Annotated in this window: 12 protein-coding genes; 9 read left to right on the top strand and 3 right to left on the bottom strand. The window is 64.3% G+C overall.

Annotated features, from left to right (window positions below):
- The first annotated feature begins 176 nt into the window (after window positions 1-176).
- The 3 genes from PDMSB3_RS16910 (at window position 177) to PDMSB3_RS16900 (ending at window position 2013) form a co-directional block, all read left to right on the top strand.
- On the top strand, window positions 177-674 hold the full coding sequence (locus tag PDMSB3_RS16910; RefSeq protein WP_007180519.1) for a peptidase associated/transthyretin-like domain-containing protein: 498 nt from the start codon (window positions 177-179) through the stop codon (window positions 672-674).
- A 152-nt stretch (window positions 675-826) separates the two neighbouring features.
- Entirely contained in the window at window positions 827-1219 is a 393-nt protein-coding gene (locus PDMSB3_RS16905) for a DUF427 domain-containing protein (protein ID WP_007180520.1), read from the top strand.
- 32 nt (window positions 1220-1251) lie between these two features.
- Window positions 1252-2013 carry a CoxG family protein gene (locus PDMSB3_RS16900; RefSeq protein WP_007180521.1) on the top strand — a complete coding sequence of 254 codons (762 nt, stop codon included), beginning with the start codon at window positions 1252-1254 and terminating at the stop codon, window positions 2011-2013.
- Between the two features lie 141 nt (window positions 2014-2154).
- Here the strand turns inward: PDMSB3_RS16900 and PDMSB3_RS16895 are convergent, their stop codons facing one another.
- Window positions 2155-3150 (bottom strand): helix-turn-helix domain-containing protein, encoded by a 996-nt coding sequence (locus tag PDMSB3_RS16895; RefSeq protein WP_007180522.1) that lies wholly within the window; start codon window positions 3148-3150, stop codon window positions 2155-2157.
- A 200-nt stretch (window positions 3151-3350) separates the two neighbouring features.
- Here PDMSB3_RS16895 and PDMSB3_RS16890 point away from each other — a divergent pair, with 200 nt between their 5' ends.
- On the top strand, window positions 3351-3983 hold the full coding sequence (locus PDMSB3_RS16890) for a cysteine hydrolase family protein (RefSeq protein WP_165187000.1): 633 nt from the start codon (window positions 3351-3353) through the stop codon (window positions 3981-3983).
- On the opposite strand, the gene PDMSB3_RS16885 is transcribed toward PDMSB3_RS16890, so the two are convergent.
- A complete protein-coding gene (locus PDMSB3_RS16885; protein ID WP_007180524.1) occupies window positions 3984-4643 on the bottom strand; it encodes a TetR family transcriptional regulator in 660 nt (219 codons plus the stop codon).
- Window positions 4644-5075: 432 nt separating this feature from the next.
- Between PDMSB3_RS16885 and PDMSB3_RS16880 the strand changes: the two genes are divergently transcribed.
- The 3 genes from PDMSB3_RS16880 to PDMSB3_RS16870 are packed head-to-tail and all read left to right on the top strand — an operon-like array spanning window position 5076 to window position 11085.
- On the top strand, window positions 5076-6308 hold the full coding sequence (locus tag PDMSB3_RS16880; protein ID WP_007180525.1) for an efflux RND transporter periplasmic adaptor subunit: 1233 nt from the start codon (window positions 5076-5078) through the stop codon (window positions 6306-6308).
- A gap of 18 nt (window positions 6309-6326) precedes the next feature.
- Window positions 6327-9536, top strand: a complete 3210-nt coding sequence (locus tag PDMSB3_RS16875; RefSeq protein ID WP_007180526.1) for an efflux RND transporter permease subunit — start codon at window positions 6327-6329, stop codon at window positions 9534-9536.
- Between the two features lies 1 nt (window position 9537).
- Window positions 9538-11085 carry an efflux transporter outer membrane subunit gene (locus tag PDMSB3_RS16870; protein WP_007180527.1) on the top strand — a complete coding sequence of 516 codons (1548 nt, stop codon included), beginning with the start codon at window positions 9538-9540 and terminating at the stop codon, window positions 11083-11085.
- A gap of 153 nt (window positions 11086-11238) precedes the next feature.
- On the opposite strand, the gene PDMSB3_RS16865 is transcribed toward PDMSB3_RS16870, so the two are convergent.
- Window positions 11239-12648: a nucleobase:cation symporter-2 family protein gene (locus tag PDMSB3_RS16865; protein ID WP_007180528.1), complete on the bottom strand. Its 1410-nt coding sequence runs from the start codon at window positions 12646-12648 to the stop codon at window positions 11239-11241.
- Between the two features lie 424 nt (window positions 12649-13072).
- On the opposite strand from PDMSB3_RS16865, the gene PDMSB3_RS16860 reads away from it, so the two are divergent.
- Window positions 13073-14518, top strand: a complete 1446-nt coding sequence (locus tag PDMSB3_RS16860) for a xylulokinase (protein ID WP_007180529.1) — start codon at window positions 13073-13075, stop codon at window positions 14516-14518.
- Window positions 14519-14744: 226 nt separating this feature from the next.
- Window positions 14745-15851 (top strand): S-(hydroxymethyl)glutathione dehydrogenase/class III alcohol dehydrogenase, encoded by a 1107-nt coding sequence (locus PDMSB3_RS16855; RefSeq protein WP_007180530.1) that lies wholly within the window; start codon window positions 14745-14747, stop codon window positions 15849-15851.
- Window positions 15852-15854 lie beyond the last annotated feature (3 nt).

Raw genomic sequence — 15854 nt, 5'->3', positions numbered from 1 at the left:
TTCATTTGGAACCTGCTATCGAAGAAGGGCGCTGTGCGCTACCCGGCGTGGCGCGCGGCAACTTCCCGGTGGACGCGCCGGTTGCCTGGCATGCGGGTTGCGTCTGCTCTGATCCGGGCCCATTGTGGGGAGACCGGATAAGCAGGGATAAGTCCTAATCAGGAAGGAGCGAACCGATGAAAACCCAACGCAATCAGCGAAGGATCGTAGCCGCTGCGGTATGCGCAGCGCTCACGCTCGGTCTGGCGGGTGGCGCGTATGCACAGCAGGCGAGCGATACGACCGGCGGCACGACCACCGATCAAACCAGCGCGGGCAACGCCAACGGTGGCGGCCTGCCGCAAATCCAGCAGCAAGGCGATGTCTCGTTCGTGTCGGGCGGCGTCGGTCTCGACGAATCGAAGGCGTTGCAGCAGGCGCAAAGCCAATGGCCGCTGTCGTTGCGCTTTACCGGCCCCGGTTCCGACTTTCTCGCCGACGTGCACGTGCGCGTGGTCGATGCGCACAACGGCGAGGTGCTGAGCACCACGTCCCGCGGACCTTACATGCTGGTCAAACTGCGCCCCGGCCGCTACACGGTGCATGCGCAATACAAGGATCGCGACCAGTCTAAAGCGGTGACGGTGCCGGCCAAGGGCACCGCGAAGGCCGCGTTCTACTGGAACACCCAATAAGCGCAGTGCCGGTTTGCACGGCGTTGCGGCGCGCCTCGTACTCCATGCAGGAACGCCGCGCAATCGGCCGGACTTTGGCCGATAATGAAGCCACGGGCATGCCCCGTGGCTTTTACTGTTTGCAGCACCGCATCCCATCACGGAGCCGAGACATGAGCGATGCCTTGACACCTCACGGAAGCCCCAGCGCAAGTATGGGTGGGCATACCATCGTGATCACCGGCAACAACCATCGGGTGCGCGTGATACACGGCGGCGTGACCATGGCCGATACGCAGGCGGGGCTGACCCTGGCGGAAACCGGTTTGCCGGATGTGTTCTATTTTCCGCGTTCGGATGTGAACATGGCCCGGCTCGAACGTTCGGCACACACGTCGCACTGTCCGTTCAAGGGCGACGCGTCGTACTTCCATCTGCGCACGGAAGACGGCCTGATCGAAAACGCCGTGTGGAGTTACGAAACGCCGCTCGAGTCGGCGGGCCAGATCAAAGGGTATCTCGCGTTTTACGCATCGCGCGTCGACCGCATCGATCAGACGTCCTGATCCGCTGTCGCGCGTTCATCGGGGAGGCTGCCATGGAACTGAACGACGCGTTACGGATTCCGCTTGCGCCGTCCGACGTCTGGGAGGCGTTGCAAGACCTCGCGTTGCTACGCGCCAGCCTCGACAACTGTGAGTCGTTCACTCGCCTCGCGCACGGCGAATACGAGTTGGTCATGACCGTGCCGCTCGGCCCGCTGCGCGCGCGCTATGAAGCGCGTGCCCACGTTGCCGGTCAGGATTCCGGACCGGCGGACGCGCAGCGCCGCACCATCAACTTCAAAGCCCGTGCCGAAGGGATCGGCGCATTGCGCGGCCAGATCGAAGTGCGCGTGCGCGCGGACGAAGGCGCGCAGGCGGGTGACAAGGCGCGCGGCACGCGGATCGATTACACGATCTGGGCGACCTCGTCCGGCCCGCTCGCCGAACTGCCGACGCGCCAACTCGAAAACGCGCTGCATCAACTGGCCGACGACTTCTTCACCGAGTTCGACGCGGTCGTACGCGCCAAGCACGGGCAAGGTCCGAATCGGGCGCGAGGTTCGGCGGTACGCCGCCAGCATGTGTTTCTGCGGCCGATCACGCTCGGCGGCATGGCGCGGCGCGTGCGCCCGGATCACGGCAGTGCGTTGCCGGGGCGCGCGGCGAGCGCGTCGCACGGCACCTCGCATGGCGTGTCGCACGGGGTCTCGCACCACGAGCCCAGTCCGCACGCAGTCCCGAACTGGGCCTGGGCTGCGATGATCTTTCTGGTGGCGCTGCTGTTGTATGTAGCGCGCTGGATCAGCGAACGTTGATTTTTGCGGTTGGGTCGTGCGGGCGCACGCAGGACTTGTAGCGCTGCTGCTGTCGCGCCAGCGCGACTACGAAATTCCGGTGGCTTGCTACGAAACGCCGTCGGACGGGACGGTCAGCACCGCGCCGCGCCACTCGTGCACTCACACGCCGCGAAATTCCCTTCGCCATGCGGACGGCGACGTGCGGAACGCCTCCGCGAAATGCTGCCGTAGCGAAGCGGCCGAGCCGAAACCCGCGATTCCCGCGATCGCTTCCACCGACTCGTCGGTGCTTTCCAGTAGTTGCTGCACGCGCGCAAGCCTCTGTGCCAGCAACCATGCGCCCACAGTCGTGCCGGTTGCGAGCCGGAAGCGTCGCGTGAAGGTGCGGCGGCTCATCAGCGCACGCCCGGCGAGCGTGTCGAGCGTATGCGGCAACGCCAGATTGCCGCTCACCCAGTCGAGCAGGCCCGACAGGCGGTTGCCGCGCACATTCGGCGGCATGGGCTGCTGAACGAATTGCGCCTGGCCGCCTTGCCGATGCGGCGGCACCACCAACCGGCGCGCCACGTGATTGGCCACCTGCGCGCCGCACATCTTGCGCATCACATGCAGACAGCAGTCGAGACCGGCGGCGGTGCCGGCCGAGGTCAGCACATTGCCGTCGTCGACATAGAGCACGTTGGGGTCGAGGCGCACGCGCGGGTAACGGCGCGCGAAGTCGTCGGCCCAGGCCCAATGTGTCGAGGCCGGACGGCCGTCGAGGAGGCCGGCGGCCGCCAGCACGAACGCGCCCAGACAGAGCCCGACCAGTTGCGCGCCGCGCGCATGGGCGGCGCACAGCGCGTCGAGCAGCGCGTCGGGCGGCGTTTCGGCCGGATCGCGCCAGCTCGGCACGATGATCGTATCGGCATCGGCCAGCGCTTCGAGTCCATGCGTGACGGCGATCGAAAAGCCCGCCGTGGTAGTCAGCGCGCCCGTTTCGGCGGCGCAGACGCGAAAGTCGAAGTCCGGCACGCCGCCGCCGCTGCGATCCTCGCCGAACACCACGCACGGCACCGACAGGTGGAACGGACTGATGCGGTCGAACGCGACCACCGCGACGACGTGACGGGGCGGTTCGCCGAGTGTCGCGGCGGAGGAAGCGGGCGTGGCCATCAGTCACCTCGTGAGATCCGACGATGGCCCGATTCTAGCGAATCTTGTCATTCGGGTCGCTGTCGGGGAATTGGCCGTGGGGGAACAATGCAGTCATCGCCGCGGCTCGTCCGGAGCCAGAGCCAGAGCCAGACCGGACCAGCATCCCGCCGAGCGGCGCCAGCCATTTCCATCCCGTTACCTTACCGAGGAGTCTTGCCATGACCACACCGCGCCGTGCGCTGATCGTCATCGATGTGCAGAACGAATACGTGAGCGGCGATCTGCCGATCGAATACCCGGACGTGCAAACCTCGCTCGCCAACATCGGCCGCGCGATGGATGCGGCGCGGGCTGCCGGCGTGCCGGTGGTGATCGTGCAGAACTTCGCGCCGGCCGACTCGCCGTTGTTCGCGCGTGGCAGCAATGGGGCGGAGCTGCATCCGGTGGTGAGCGAGCGGGCGCGCGATCATTACGTGGAGAAGTCGCTGTCGAGCGCCTTCACCGGGACCGATCTGGCGGGCTGGCTCGCTGCGCGTCAAATCGACACGCTGACGGTCACCGGCTACATGACGCACAACTGCGACGCGTCGACCATCAACCACGCGGTTCACTCCGGGCTTGCCGTCGAATTTCTGCACGACGCGACCGGTTCGGTGCCCTACGAGAACAGCGCGGGGTTCGCCAGCGCCGAGGACATTCACCGCGTGTTCAGTGTGGTGCTGCAATCGCGTTTCGCGGCGGTGACGAGCACGGACGAGTGGATCGCGGCAGTGCAGGGCGGGGCGCCGCTGGAGCGCGGCAATATCTATGCGTCGAATCAGAAGGCGCGGGCCAAACGGGCCGTAGCGTAACTAACCACCGGCTGTTCGCCGTGCATGCCCGTTGCGCAACGCCGGGCTCAGCTTCAGCGCGTCGAACATGCCTTCCACCATCTGCACGGCGTGAGCGCCGAAATCCGTGGCGTCGGGCAGGAACAGCATGTCGCGCAGCGAACCGCTGACAAATGCGTGCACCATGGCCGCGGCCAGCTTCGTATCCAGATCCACGGGCATTTGCCCTTTGGAGATGGCGTTGCGCAGGCCGCCTTCGATTTTCGCGAGCCCTTCGCGCATGTTGGTCTGATAGCGGATCATCACCGGGCCCATTTCCTCGACCAGTTCGCACTTCAGAAACAGGATGTCGAACACGCGCCGGCGGCGCGGATCGTTCGCGGTGTCGCGCAGGCAGACTGTGCAGATTTCCATCAGGCGACCGAGCGGATCGGGCTCGTTGGGGTCTTGCGAGGCGGCTTTGAGTTCGTCCAGCGGCAGCAGCACGCGGTCGAACATTTCAGTGAACAGGTCGCTTTTATGTGCGAAGTGCCAGTAGATCGCGCCGCGTGTGACACCGGCGGCCTGCGCGATGTCGGCAAGCGACGTGCGCGAAACGCCCTTCTCAAAGAAAACGCGCTCGGCCGCGTCGAGAATGCTATTGCGCGTCTCCAGCGCCTCTTCTTTGGTTCTTCGGACCATGTTGGAATGACCTGCCCTGATTGTGGGGGGTTCCTAGGCGCTTTTAAGTACGCCCGATGACAATCCGTCTACGCCTGAGCGAATTGTGAAGCAATCTTGCAAGCCCCCCGCCTGCAAGAGATGTAAACGCACTTTTACATGCATTCGTGAATGTATATATAATAGCATCCCACGATCGGATAGCCCAAGCCGTGACGAAACGTTAATATCCGTCACTGTTGCCTTTCAAAACGCTCTTTGCGCCGTGCCGGAATGGGCGGCGCCGTGCGGCATTTCCCCGGTATGGCGCATTTCGTTCAGGATGCCCTGCAGGTTCGGTTTGCGTCCACGGGCATCCGGTCAGGCGTCGCGAGACGCATGCGTGCGCTGCTGTCCCCGGCGTAGGGATGCTCGCACTTTTTCATTCTCTCAGTCTTAGACAGAGGTCGCTCCATGCGCGTCGAACGGGTTCCATTCCGCTTAATCAGTGCCGCGACGGCTGCCGTATTGCTGGCAGCGTGCGGACCAAAACAATCTGCGCCGCCGCCACAAACGCCCGAAGTCGGCGTTGTCACTGTTCAGCCGACGGCCGTGCCCGTCGTCACCGAATTGCCCGGCCGCACCAGTGCCTTCCTCGTCGCGCAAGTGCGCGCACGGGTCGACGGCATCGTGCTGCGCCGCGAGTTCACGGAAGGCAGTGAGGTCAAGGCCGGTCAGCGTCTGTACAAGATCGATCCGGCGCCGTACATCGCCACGTTGAATAACGCCAAGGCGACGCTCGCGAAGGCGCAGGCCAACCTCGTGTCCACCACGGCGCAGGCCAATCGCTACAAGGTGCTGGTGGCCGCCAACGCGGTCAGCAAGCAGGACTACGACAATGCGGTCGCGGCAGAAGGCCAGGCGGCGGCTGACGTCGCCGCGGGCAAGGCGGCGGTCGACACGGCGCAGATCAATCTGGGCTACACCGACGTCGTGTCGCCGGTGAGCGGCCAGGTCGGCATCTCGCAGGTCACGCCGGGCGCCTACGTGCAAGCCAGCGCCGCCACGCTGATGGCCACTGTGCAGACACTCGATCCGGTCTATGTGGACCTGACGCAATCGAGTCTCGACGGCCTGAAGCTGCGCCGCGAGATGCAGGAAGGGCGCCTGAAAACGACGGGTCCGGACGCCGCCAAGGTGTCGCTGATTCTCGAAGACGGCCGCACCTATTCGGAAAAAGGCAAGCTGCAGTTCACCGACGTGACGGTCGACCAGGGCACCGGTTCGGTCACGGTGCGCGCGATCTTCAAGAACGCCGACCGGGTGTTGCTGCCGGGCATGTTCGTGCGTGCGCGCATCGACGAAGGCGTGAACGACAACGCGCTCGTGGTGCCGCAAGTCGGCGTGACGCACGACCAGAAGGGTCAGCCGACCGCGCTCGTCGTCGGCAACGACGGCAAGGTCGTATTGCGTCAACTGGTTACGTCCGGCACGTACGGTTCGAACTGGGTGGTCGAAAGCGGCCTGAATCCGGGCGACCGCGTGATCGTGCAGGGCACCGACAAGGCGAAGCCCGGCATGCAGGTCAAGACCGTTGCCGCGCAACTCCCCGCCACACCCGCTTCCGACGCCTCCGCTCAGGGCGCGCCGGCCGCCAGCGGTGCTGCGCAGACGGCTCAACCTGCCTCCGCTGCATCGGGCGCGTAATAACAGGGAGCCCGCCTCATGGCAAAGTTCTTCATTGATCGCCCGATTTTTGCATGGGTGATCGCCATTATTCTGATGCTCGCGGGTATCGCGTCGGTCTTTACACTGCCGATCGCGCAATACCCGACCATCGCGCCGCCGGCCGTGCAGATCAGCGCAACGTACCCGGGCGCTTCGGCGAAGACGGTGGAAAACACCGTCACGCAGGTGATCGAGCAGCAGATGAGTGGTCTCGACCACTTGCTGTACCTGTCGTCCACGTCGGACGACTCGGGTACGGCAACCATCACGCTGACCTTCGCGGCCGGCACCAATCCTGACATCGCGCAGGTGCAGGTGCAGAACAAGCTGCAGCTGGCCACGCCGCTCCTGCCGCAAGCCGTGCAGCAACTGGGCACCAAGGTCACGAAGTCGAGCAGCAGCTTTCTGCTGGTCATGGCGTTCGTGTCCGAAGACGGCAGCATGAACAAGTACGACCTGGCGAACTACGTCGCGTCGAACATTCAGGATCCGGTCAGCCGTATCGACGGCGTGGGCACGGTGACGCTGTTCGGCTCGCAGTACGCCATGCGGATCTGGCTGGACGCGAACAAGCTCACCAACTTCGGCCTCACGCCGGTGGATGTGCAAACCGCGTTGACCGCGCAGAACGTGCAGGTCGCGGGCGGTTCGCTCGGCGGCACGCCGTCGGTGCCGGGCCAGGTGCTGCAGGCCACCATCACGGAAGCCACGCTGCTGAATACGCCTGAACAGTTCGGCAACGTGCTGCTGAAGGTGAACCCGGATGGCTCGCAGGTTCGTATCAAGGACGTCGGCCGCATCGAGCTGGGTGGCGAAAACTACAACTTCGACACCAAGTACAACGGCCAGCCGACGGCGGGCTTCGGTATTCAGCTCGCTACCGGCGCGAACGCGCTGGCTACCGCCAAGGCGGTGCGTGAGAAGGTCGCCGAACTGTCCAAGTACTTCCCGCACGGTCTGGTCGTGCAGTATCCGTACGACACCACGCCGTTCGTGCGCCTGTCGATCGAAGAAGTGGTCAAGACGCTGCTCGAAGGTATCGTGCTGGTGTTCCTGGTCATGTACCTGTTCCTGCAGAATCTGCGCGCCACGCTGATCCCGACGATCGCCGTGCCGGTGGTGCTGCTGGGCACGTTCGCGATCATGGGGCTGGTCGGTTTCTCGATCAACACGCTGTCCATGTTCGGGCTGGTGCTGGCAATCGGCCTGCTGGTGGACGATGCGATCGTGGTGGTGGAAAACGTCGAGCGTGTGATGCAGGAGGAGGGGCTATCGCCTCGTGACGCCACCCGCAAGGCGATGGATCAGATTACCGGCGCACTGGTCGGCGTGGCGCTCGTGCTGTCGGCGGTGTTCGTGCCGGTGGCGTTCTCCGGCGGCTCGGTCGGCGCGATCTACCGGCAGTTCTCGCTGACGATCGTGGCGGCGATGGTGCTGTCCGTGCTGGTGGCGTTGATTCTGACGCCCGCGTTGTGCGCGACGATCCTCAAGCCGATCGAAAAGGGTCACCAGGAAAGAACCACTGGCTTCTTCGGCTGGTTCAACCGCACTTTCAACAGAAGCCGCGACAAGTATCACTCTGGCGTGCACCACGTGATCAAGCGCTCGGGCCGTTGGCTGATCATCTATATGGTGGTGATCTTCGCGGTCGGCCTGCTGTTCGTGAAGTTGCCGAAGTCGTTCCTGCCTGACGAAGACCAGGGCACGATGTTCGTGCTGGTGCAAACGCCGTCCGGTTCCACGCAGGAAACCACGGCGCGCGCGCTGAAGGATGTGTCCGACTATCTGCTCAATACCGAGAAGAGCATTGTCGAATCGACCTTCACGGTGAACGGCTTCAGTTTTGCCGGTCGCGGCCAGAACGCCGGTCTCGTGTTCGTGCGGATGAAGGACTACTCGGTTCGCCAGCACTCGGATCAGAAGGTGCAGGCGCTGGTGGGCCGTCTCTTCATGCACTTCGGCAGCTACAAGAACGCGCTGGTGTATCCGGTGAATCCGCCGTCGATTCCTGAACTCGGCACGGCCGCGGGCTTCGACTTCGAATTGCAGGATCGCGCGGGCGTCGGTCACGAAAAGCTGATGGAAGCACGCAATATGCTGCTGGGCATGGCGGCGAAAGATCCGACGCTGGCTCAGGTGCGTCCGAACGGCCTGAACGACACGCCGCAGTTCAAGGTGGACATCGACCACGAGAAGGCTTCGGCGCTCGGCGTCTCGCTGTCCGCGATCGACCAGACGTTCTCGATCGCGTGGGCGTCGCAGTACGTGAACAACTTCCTCGATACCGACGGCCGGATCAAGAAGGTGTACCTGCAGGGCGATGCGCCGTTCCGCATGAAACCGGAAGACCTGAACGCGTGGTACGTGCGTAATGGCGCGGGTAACATGGTGCCGTTCTCGTCGTTCGCGAGCGGTACATGGACCTACGGTTCGCCGAAGCTGGAACGCTACAACGGTATTTCCGCGGTGGAAATCCAGGGCGCGGCGGCACCGGGCAAGTCGACCGGTCAGGCCATGACGGCGATGGAAGCACTGGTGGCGAAGCTGCCGGCGGGTGTCGGCTACGAATGGACGGGCTTGTCGCTGCAGGAGCGCCAGTCCGGTTCGCAGGCGCCGATTCTGTACGGCATCTCGATCCTCGTCGTGTTCCTGTGTCTCGCGGCGCTGTATGAAAGCTGGTCGATCCCGTTCTCGGTGATCATGGTGGTGCCGCTCGGCGTGATCGGCGCACTGCTGGCGGCCACGCTGCGCGGGCTCGAGAACGACGTGTTCTTCCAGGTGGGTTTGTTGACCACGGTGGGTCTGTCGGCGAAGAACGCGATTCTGATCGTGGAGTTCGCCCGCGAGCTGCAACAAGGTCAAGGCATGGGGCCGATCGAGGCCGCGCTGGAAGCAGCGCGTCTGCGGTTGCGTCCGATCCTGATGACCTCGCTCGCGTTCATTCTCGGCGTGATGCCGCTCGCCATCAGTAACGGCGCGGGTTCGGCCAGCCAGCACGCGATCGGTACCGGCGTGATCGGCGGGATGTTGACGGCGACCTTCCTCGCGATTTTCATGATCCCAATGTTCTTCGTCGTGATCCGCGCGAAATTCGGCGGCGAGAAGGAAGACCCGGATGAGGCGCTCGCACACTACAACCAGCACCATCCGCATGACGGCCAGGGCGGCGGGGCGGCTGATGAAGGCTCGGGCAAGGACGGACACTGAGATGCAAAAACACTCTCTGATTGCAGTGGCGGTCGCGCTGTTCGCGGCGGGTTGCACAATGGCGCCGAAATATGAGCGCCCGGCCGCACCGGTAACGGCGACCTTCCCGACCGGCGGCGTGTACGACACGCAGCCGGGCGCGACCCAGCCGGGCCAGCAGCAGCCCGGCACGACAGGCGCCGCGCGCACCGCGAACGGCCAGGCCGCGGCGGACATCGGCTGGCGCGATTTCTTCGTCGATCCGCGCATGCAGCGGTTGATCGAGATCGCGCTGAAGAACAACCGCGATCTGCGCGTGTCGGTGCTGAACATGCAGGCTTCGGCTGCGCAGTTCCGGATCGTTCGCGCCGGTCTGTTGCCGACGCTCGATGCCGCGGCTTCGCAAAGCAAATCGCGTACGCCGAAAGACCTGTCGTTCTTCGACCAGACGATTTCCAACTCGTACTCGGTCGGGCTGAACGCGTCGTGGGAAATCGACTTCTTCGGGCGGATTCAGAGCCTGAAGGATCAGGCGTTGGCGCAGTACCTGGCCACGGCTCAGGCGCGCAAGGCAGCGGAAATCACGCTGGTCTCGCAGGTGGCGAACCAGTACATGACGGTGCTCGAGCTCGACGACCTGCTGAAGGTCACCGAGAACACGTTGAAGACCTCGCAGGAATCGTATCGGATTGCCAAGCTGCAGTTCGACAACGGTACGGGTTCGGAACTGGATCTGCGTCAGTCGCAAACAGTGGTCGAGCAGGCTTCGGCCAATCTGCAGCAGCAGCAGCGGCTGCGGGCTCAGGCGGATAACGCGCTCGTGCTACTGCTCGGCGAGCCGTTGCCGGACGATCTGCCGCCGGGCATGACGCTGGACAACCAGAATCTGCTCACGGATATTCCGGCGGGTCTGCCGTCCGATCTGCTGACGCGTCGTCCGGACATCATGGAGGCCGAAGAGAATCTGCTGGCCGCCAACGCGAACATCGGCGCAGCGCGGGCCGCGTTCTTCCCGAAGGTTTCGCTGACCGGCAGCTTCGGTACGCTGAGCCCGTCGCTCGGCGGTCTGTTCAAGCCGGGTTCGGCGGCGTGGAGTTTCGCGCCGTCGATCACGCTGCCGATCTTCGAGGGCGGGCAGAATCTCGCCAACCTCGATCTCGCCAACATCCAGAAGAAAGTCCAGATCGCCACGTATGAAAAGGCGATCCAGACGGCCTTCCGCGAAGTGGCGGACGGCCTCGCGGCACGCGGCACGTACGATCAGCAGATCCAGGCGCTGGAGCGCAATACCTTTGCGGAACAACGCCGGTTGGACCTGTCGAATCTGCGCTATACGAATGGCGTCGATAGTTATCTGTCGGTGCTGACCGCGCAGACGGATCTGTATTCGTCGCAGCAGTTGCTGGTCACGGCCCGGATGGAACGTCTGCAGAACCTCGTGACGTTGTATCAGGCCCTGGGCGGCGGCTGGATCGAGCACGACGGCGAGCAGCCGCGTCCGGCCGACGCGCCAGTCGACTACGGTGCGGCGAGTGCGCCGGTGGCGGCTTCGGCCGCTACGGCGGGTTGAGTTTTGTAGCCTCAGGCGTGCAAGGCGGGTTTCTGTTTCAATGAAGCCGTTTTGCGCAGCCAGTCACATGAGAAACGCCACGGCATGCCGTGGCGTTTTTTTGTGCTCAGCGCTCGCGCGACATTGCTCGCGCGGCGCCGGATTGCGTACCGTTCAGTGCAGATCCGCTGCGCGCAGCATCTCGTCGCGTCGCGGTTCGTTGTCGCCGCGTCCGTCGAAATCGTGTCCGGCGGTGCGAATCTCGCAGCGTGCCTTCTTCTCACTCTTCACGCCGTTGAAGATCAGGTTCAGCACGACCGCCGACACGGAAGCCAGCAGAATCCCGCTATGCAGCAGCGGCGAGAGCGCCGGCGGCAGCTTCGAAAAGAAGTGCGGCGACACCACCGGCACGAGACCCAGGCCGATACTGACCGCGACGATGAACAGGTTGTGGTGGTTTTTCACGAAGTCGACCTTCGAGAGCACCTTGATGCCGTTCGCCGCAACCATGCCGAACATCACGATGCCCGCGCCGCCGAGCACGAAGGCCGGCACCGACGCGACCACTTGCGCCATCTTCGGGAACAGGCCCAGCAGCACCAGGATCACGCCGCCCATCGCGCAGACAAAGCGGCTCTTCACGCCGGTCACGCCGATCAGGCCGACGTTCTGCGAGAACGAGGTATGCGGGAACGAATTGAAGATGCCGCCGATCAGCGTGCCCAGGCCGTCCACGCGCAGACCGCGCACCAGCGTCTTCTGATCGACCGGACGATCCACCATGTCGCCGACCGCGAGGAACATGCCGGTCGATTCGATGAAGGTGACGAACATCACGGTGACCATCGTCGCGATCGACAGCGGGTCGAAGTGCGGCAGGCCGAAGTGGAACGGCATGACGAAGCCGACCCACGGTGCGTGCGTCACGCCTTCCATGTTGACGCGGCCGAGCGCCAGCGCGATCACGAAGCCCGCGACAATGCCGAGCAGCACCGAGATATTGGCGAGGAAGCCCCGGGCGAACTTGTTGATCAGCAGGATCAGCATCAGCACGATCAGCGAGAGGCCGAGATAGACCGGATTGCCGTAATCGGGATTGCCCACGCCGCCGGCCGCCCAGTTGATGCCGACTTCCATCAGCGACAGACCGATCACTGAGATCACCACGCCGATCACGACCGGCGGAAAGAACCGCAGCAACTTGCCGACCGCCGGTGCGAGCAGGATACCGACGATACCGGCCGCGATCGTCGAGCCGAAGATGTCGAGAATGCCGAGCGAAGGATTGGTGCCGATCGCGACCATCGGACCGACGGCCGCGAACGTGCAGCCCATGATGACCGGCAGGCGGATGCCGAAGATCCACAGGCCGAGTGTCTGGATCAGCGTGGCGATGCCGCAGGAAAACAGGTCGGCGCTGATCAGGAAGGCGATCTGGTCCTTCGGCAACTTGAGTGCCGCGCCGATGATCAGCGGGACCGCGACCGCGCCGGCGTACATCACCAGAACGTGCTGGATGCCGAGGGTGAGCAACTGGCCTGCGGGCAGTCGCTCGTCGCACGGGTGAACCGTGTTCGATTGCATATCGTCTGTCTCCACCATCTTGGTTTTTGGGATGGCTCCAAGGTATCGGGGACGAAAAGGCGCAACAAGACCGCTGGAGCCTATTCCGGCATTCCCGGTGACGATATGCGTGCGCGCCTTTTGAAAGCCAATATCAATGTGCGGACCGGGTTCATTGGCGGTCAGCCCCTTGCAGGGGGGCTGCGAGGCCGTGTGTCGCGCAAGCCCGGCTTCGCGTGATATGTGTGAGAATCAATGAGGTGTATCCCGCTCGCCGCATAGTCCTGTTTTGATGCGGCTCGCGGCGCGGGTGGGTTAACCCGCGATTCAGGATTGCCGGCGGGCATCTGCATGCGTTTCCGAAGCGCTGCGCTGGTGAAAAAATACAGCTTTCGGGCACGCTTTCGCGCGCTCATCTCGATTCCAATTTCACGCTCGATCATCCATGAGTTTTCTCGGCATCGACCTGGGCACCGGCTCTCTCAAAGTAGCGATCGTCGACGAAAACGGTCGCGAGCAGGCAGTGGCGAGCGTCGCTTATGCAATCGAAACGCCGCACGCGGGTTGGGCGGAGACGTCGGTGCAAACGTGGTGGCGCGCGCTGTGCGAAGCCGCCGCGCGTTTGCCTGACGGTCTGCGCCGCGAGGTGCGGGCCATTGGCTTTTCCGGCCAGATGCACGGCGTCGTGCTGATCGACGAAACGGGCGAGGCCGTACGGCCCGCCATGCTGTGGCCCGATACCCGCGCGCTGGCCTTGCTCGACGCGTGGCCCGAGCCGCAGCCGAATCCGGTTGCGCCGGGCATGGCTGGTCCGCTGCTGCGCTGGATCGTGTTGCACGAACCGCAGTCCGCGAGCCGCACGCGTTGGGCGCTGCAACCGAAAGACTGGCTGCGCGTCGCGCTGGGCGGCGCGGTCGTGACCGATCCCTCCGACGCCTGCGCCACCGCGCTCGCTGATCCGGCCGGCATGTGGGACGTGGCGCTACTTGATCGGCTCGCCATTCCGCGCGAGTGGTTCGCGCCGCTGGCGCCGTCTTATGCCGCGGGTGGTGTGCTATCGGAAAAGGCGGCACAGGCTCTGGGTTTGCGCGCCGGCATCGTGCTCGCGACGGGCGCAGCGGATACGCCGTGCGCCGCACTCGGCAGCGGACTCGCGCGCGACGGCGACGCCTTGCTGAGCACCGGCACCGGCGGACAAATCGTCGTGCTTGCCGAGTGTGCGCCCGCGGCGGTCAGAGGCTTGCATCGCTATCGGGCGGCGAGCGATCACTGGTATCGGATGGCGGCAATGCAGAACGTCGGCATTGCGCTCGAACGGGTCCGCGGCTGGCTATCGTATGAATGGGCCGATGCGTATCGTGACGCGTTCGGCGACGCAGCCGGCGCGAGCACAACCGCTGCACCCGGCCTCACGTTCCTGCCTTACCTCACGGGCGAGCGCACACCCTGGCTCAACCCGATGGCGCGCGGCGGCTGGCTCGGCCTTGCCCTCGATCACACGCGCGGCACGATGATGCGCGCCGCGTTCGAAGGCGTCGCGTTCTCGCTGCGCGCCGGCCTCGACGCGATTCGCGCGAGCGGCGCGACGGTGACAACATTGAAGCTGGCGGGCGGCGGTTCCATCGACGCGCACTGGCGCCAGTTGCTCGCCGATGCGTTGAACGTCGAGCTGCATGCGGTCGATTGTCCGAACGCGGCGCCGCGTGGCGCGGCCATTCTCGGCGGCCTTGCGAGCGGACACTGGCACGCGCGCGATCTCGCCGCGCTCGCGCCCGGCGCGGTACGTGTTGCCGGTCCGCAAGACGATGCAGCGCTCGCCGAACGCTACGCACGTTTTCTCGATCTCTACGGGCGCGTCGAAACATGGTTCGCCGGCACGCATTCGCGGTGAGCGAATTCATGTCAGGTTCAGACAATGCAGTGACGCACTTTGCAATACCATTACGTGTTTCGCACGCTAAGGTGTAGCTCGGCGCACTGCGCCGGGTGGCGGCGGCAAGGTTCGCCCCCGGGGTGGCACACGCATCAACCGCAGTATCGAATCGCAGCACGTGCGCGCCGCAGGGTTCTGGGCACGCAACGCGCCTTGCATTGACAGACTCACAGGAGCATTCACGATGAAGACCAAAGCAGCAATCGCATGGAAAGCCGGCGCACCGTTGACGATCGAGGAAGTCGATCTGGAAGGTCCGCGCGCCGGTGAAGTCCTGATCGAAGTGAAGGCCACGGGCATCTGCCATACCGATTACTACACGCTCTCCGGCGCGGATCCGGAAGGCATTTTCCCGGCGATTCTCGGCCATGAAGGCGCGGGCGTGATCGTCGACACCGGTCCGGGTGTCGGCACGCTGAAGAAGGGGGACCACGTCATTCCGCTGTACACGCCGGAATGCCGGCAGTGCAAGTTCTGCCTGTCGCGCAAGACCAATCTCTGTCAGGCAATCCGTTCGACGCAGGGCAAGGGTCTGATGCCCGACTCGACCTCGCGTTTCTCGATCGACGGCAAGCCTTTGTTCCACTACATGGGCACGTCCACGTTTTCGAATTACATCGTCGTGCCGGAAATCGCGGTCGCCAAGGTGCGTGAAGACGCGCCCTTCGACAAGATCTGCTACATCGGCTGCGGTGTGACGACGGGTGTGGGCGCGGTCGTGTATTCGGCCAAGGTCGAGGCCGGCGCGAACGTGGTGGTGTTCGGTCTCGGCGGCATCGGCCTGAACGTGATCCAGGGCGCCAAAATGGTAGGCGCGGACAGGATCATCGGCGTGGACCTCAATCCGGGCCGCGTCGAACTCGCGAAGAAGTTCGGCATGACGCACTTCATCAACCCGAACGAAGTCGAGAACGTGGTCGACCACATCGTGCAACTCACCGATGGCGGCGCGGACTATTCGTTCGAGTGCATCGGCAACACCAAGGTGATGCGTCAGGCGCTGGAGTGCACGCACAAGGGCTGGGGCCAGTCGTTCATCATCGGCGTGGCGGCGGCGGGCGAGGAGATCAGCACGCGTCCGTTCCAGCTGGTGACGGGCCGCGAGTGGAAAGGCTCGGCGTTCGGCGGCGCACGTGGCCGCACGGACGTGCCGAAGATCGTCGACTGGTACATGGAAGGCAAGATCAATATCGACGACCTGATCACGCACCGTCTGCCGCTCGAACGTATCAACGAGGGCTTCGATCTGATGAAGAAGGGCGAGTCGATCCGCTCGGTCGTGCTGTACTGATCC

Source organism: Paraburkholderia dioscoreae, from assembly GCF_902459535.1.
Taxonomy (GTDB): Bacteria; Pseudomonadota; Gammaproteobacteria; order Burkholderiales; family Burkholderiaceae; genus Paraburkholderia; species Paraburkholderia dioscoreae.
Note: the sequence above shows the minus strand (reverse complement) of the source record. Positions and strands in the feature narration are given on the sequence as shown.

What these genes read in the sequence shown, in the direction of transcription:
- PDMSB3_RS16880 (WP_007180525.1), top strand. Translation starts at nt 5,076, where the DNA reads ATGCGCGTCGAACGGGTTCCATTCCGCTTAATCAGTGCCGCGACGGCT.
- PDMSB3_RS16870 (WP_007180527.1), top strand. Translation starts at nt 9,538, where the DNA reads ATGCAAAAACACTCTCTGATTGCAGTGGCGGTCGCGCTGTTCGCGGCG.
- PDMSB3_RS16855 (WP_007180530.1), top strand. Translation starts at nt 14,745, where the DNA reads ATGAAGACCAAAGCAGCAATCGCATGGAAAGCCGGCGCACCGTTGACG.
- PDMSB3_RS16905 (WP_007180520.1), top strand. Translation starts at nt 827, where the DNA reads ATGAGCGATGCCTTGACACCTCACGGAAGCCCCAGCGCAAGTATGGGT.
- PDMSB3_RS16885 (WP_007180524.1), bottom strand. Translation starts at nt 4,643, where the DNA reads ATGGTCCGAAGAACCAAAGAAGAGGCGCTGGAGACGCGCAATAGCATT.
- PDMSB3_RS16860 (WP_007180529.1), top strand. Translation starts at nt 13,073, where the DNA reads ATGAGTTTTCTCGGCATCGACCTGGGCACCGGCTCTCTCAAAGTAGCG.
- PDMSB3_RS16865 (WP_007180528.1), bottom strand. Translation starts at nt 12,648, where the DNA reads ATGCAATCGAACACGGTTCACCCGTGCGACGAGCGACTGCCCGCAGGC.
- PDMSB3_RS16895 (WP_007180522.1), bottom strand. Translation starts at nt 3,150, where the DNA reads ATGGCCACGCCCGCTTCCTCCGCCGCGACACTCGGCGAACCGCCCCGT.
- PDMSB3_RS16900 (WP_007180521.1), top strand. Translation starts at nt 1,252, where the DNA reads ATGGAACTGAACGACGCGTTACGGATTCCGCTTGCGCCGTCCGACGTC.
- PDMSB3_RS16875 (WP_007180526.1), top strand. Translation starts at nt 6,327, where the DNA reads ATGGCAAAGTTCTTCATTGATCGCCCGATTTTTGCATGGGTGATCGCC.
- PDMSB3_RS16890 (WP_165187000.1), top strand. Translation starts at nt 3,351, where the DNA reads ATGACCACACCGCGCCGTGCGCTGATCGTCATCGATGTGCAGAACGAA.
- PDMSB3_RS16910 (WP_007180519.1), top strand. Translation starts at nt 177, where the DNA reads ATGAAAACCCAACGCAATCAGCGAAGGATCGTAGCCGCTGCGGTATGC.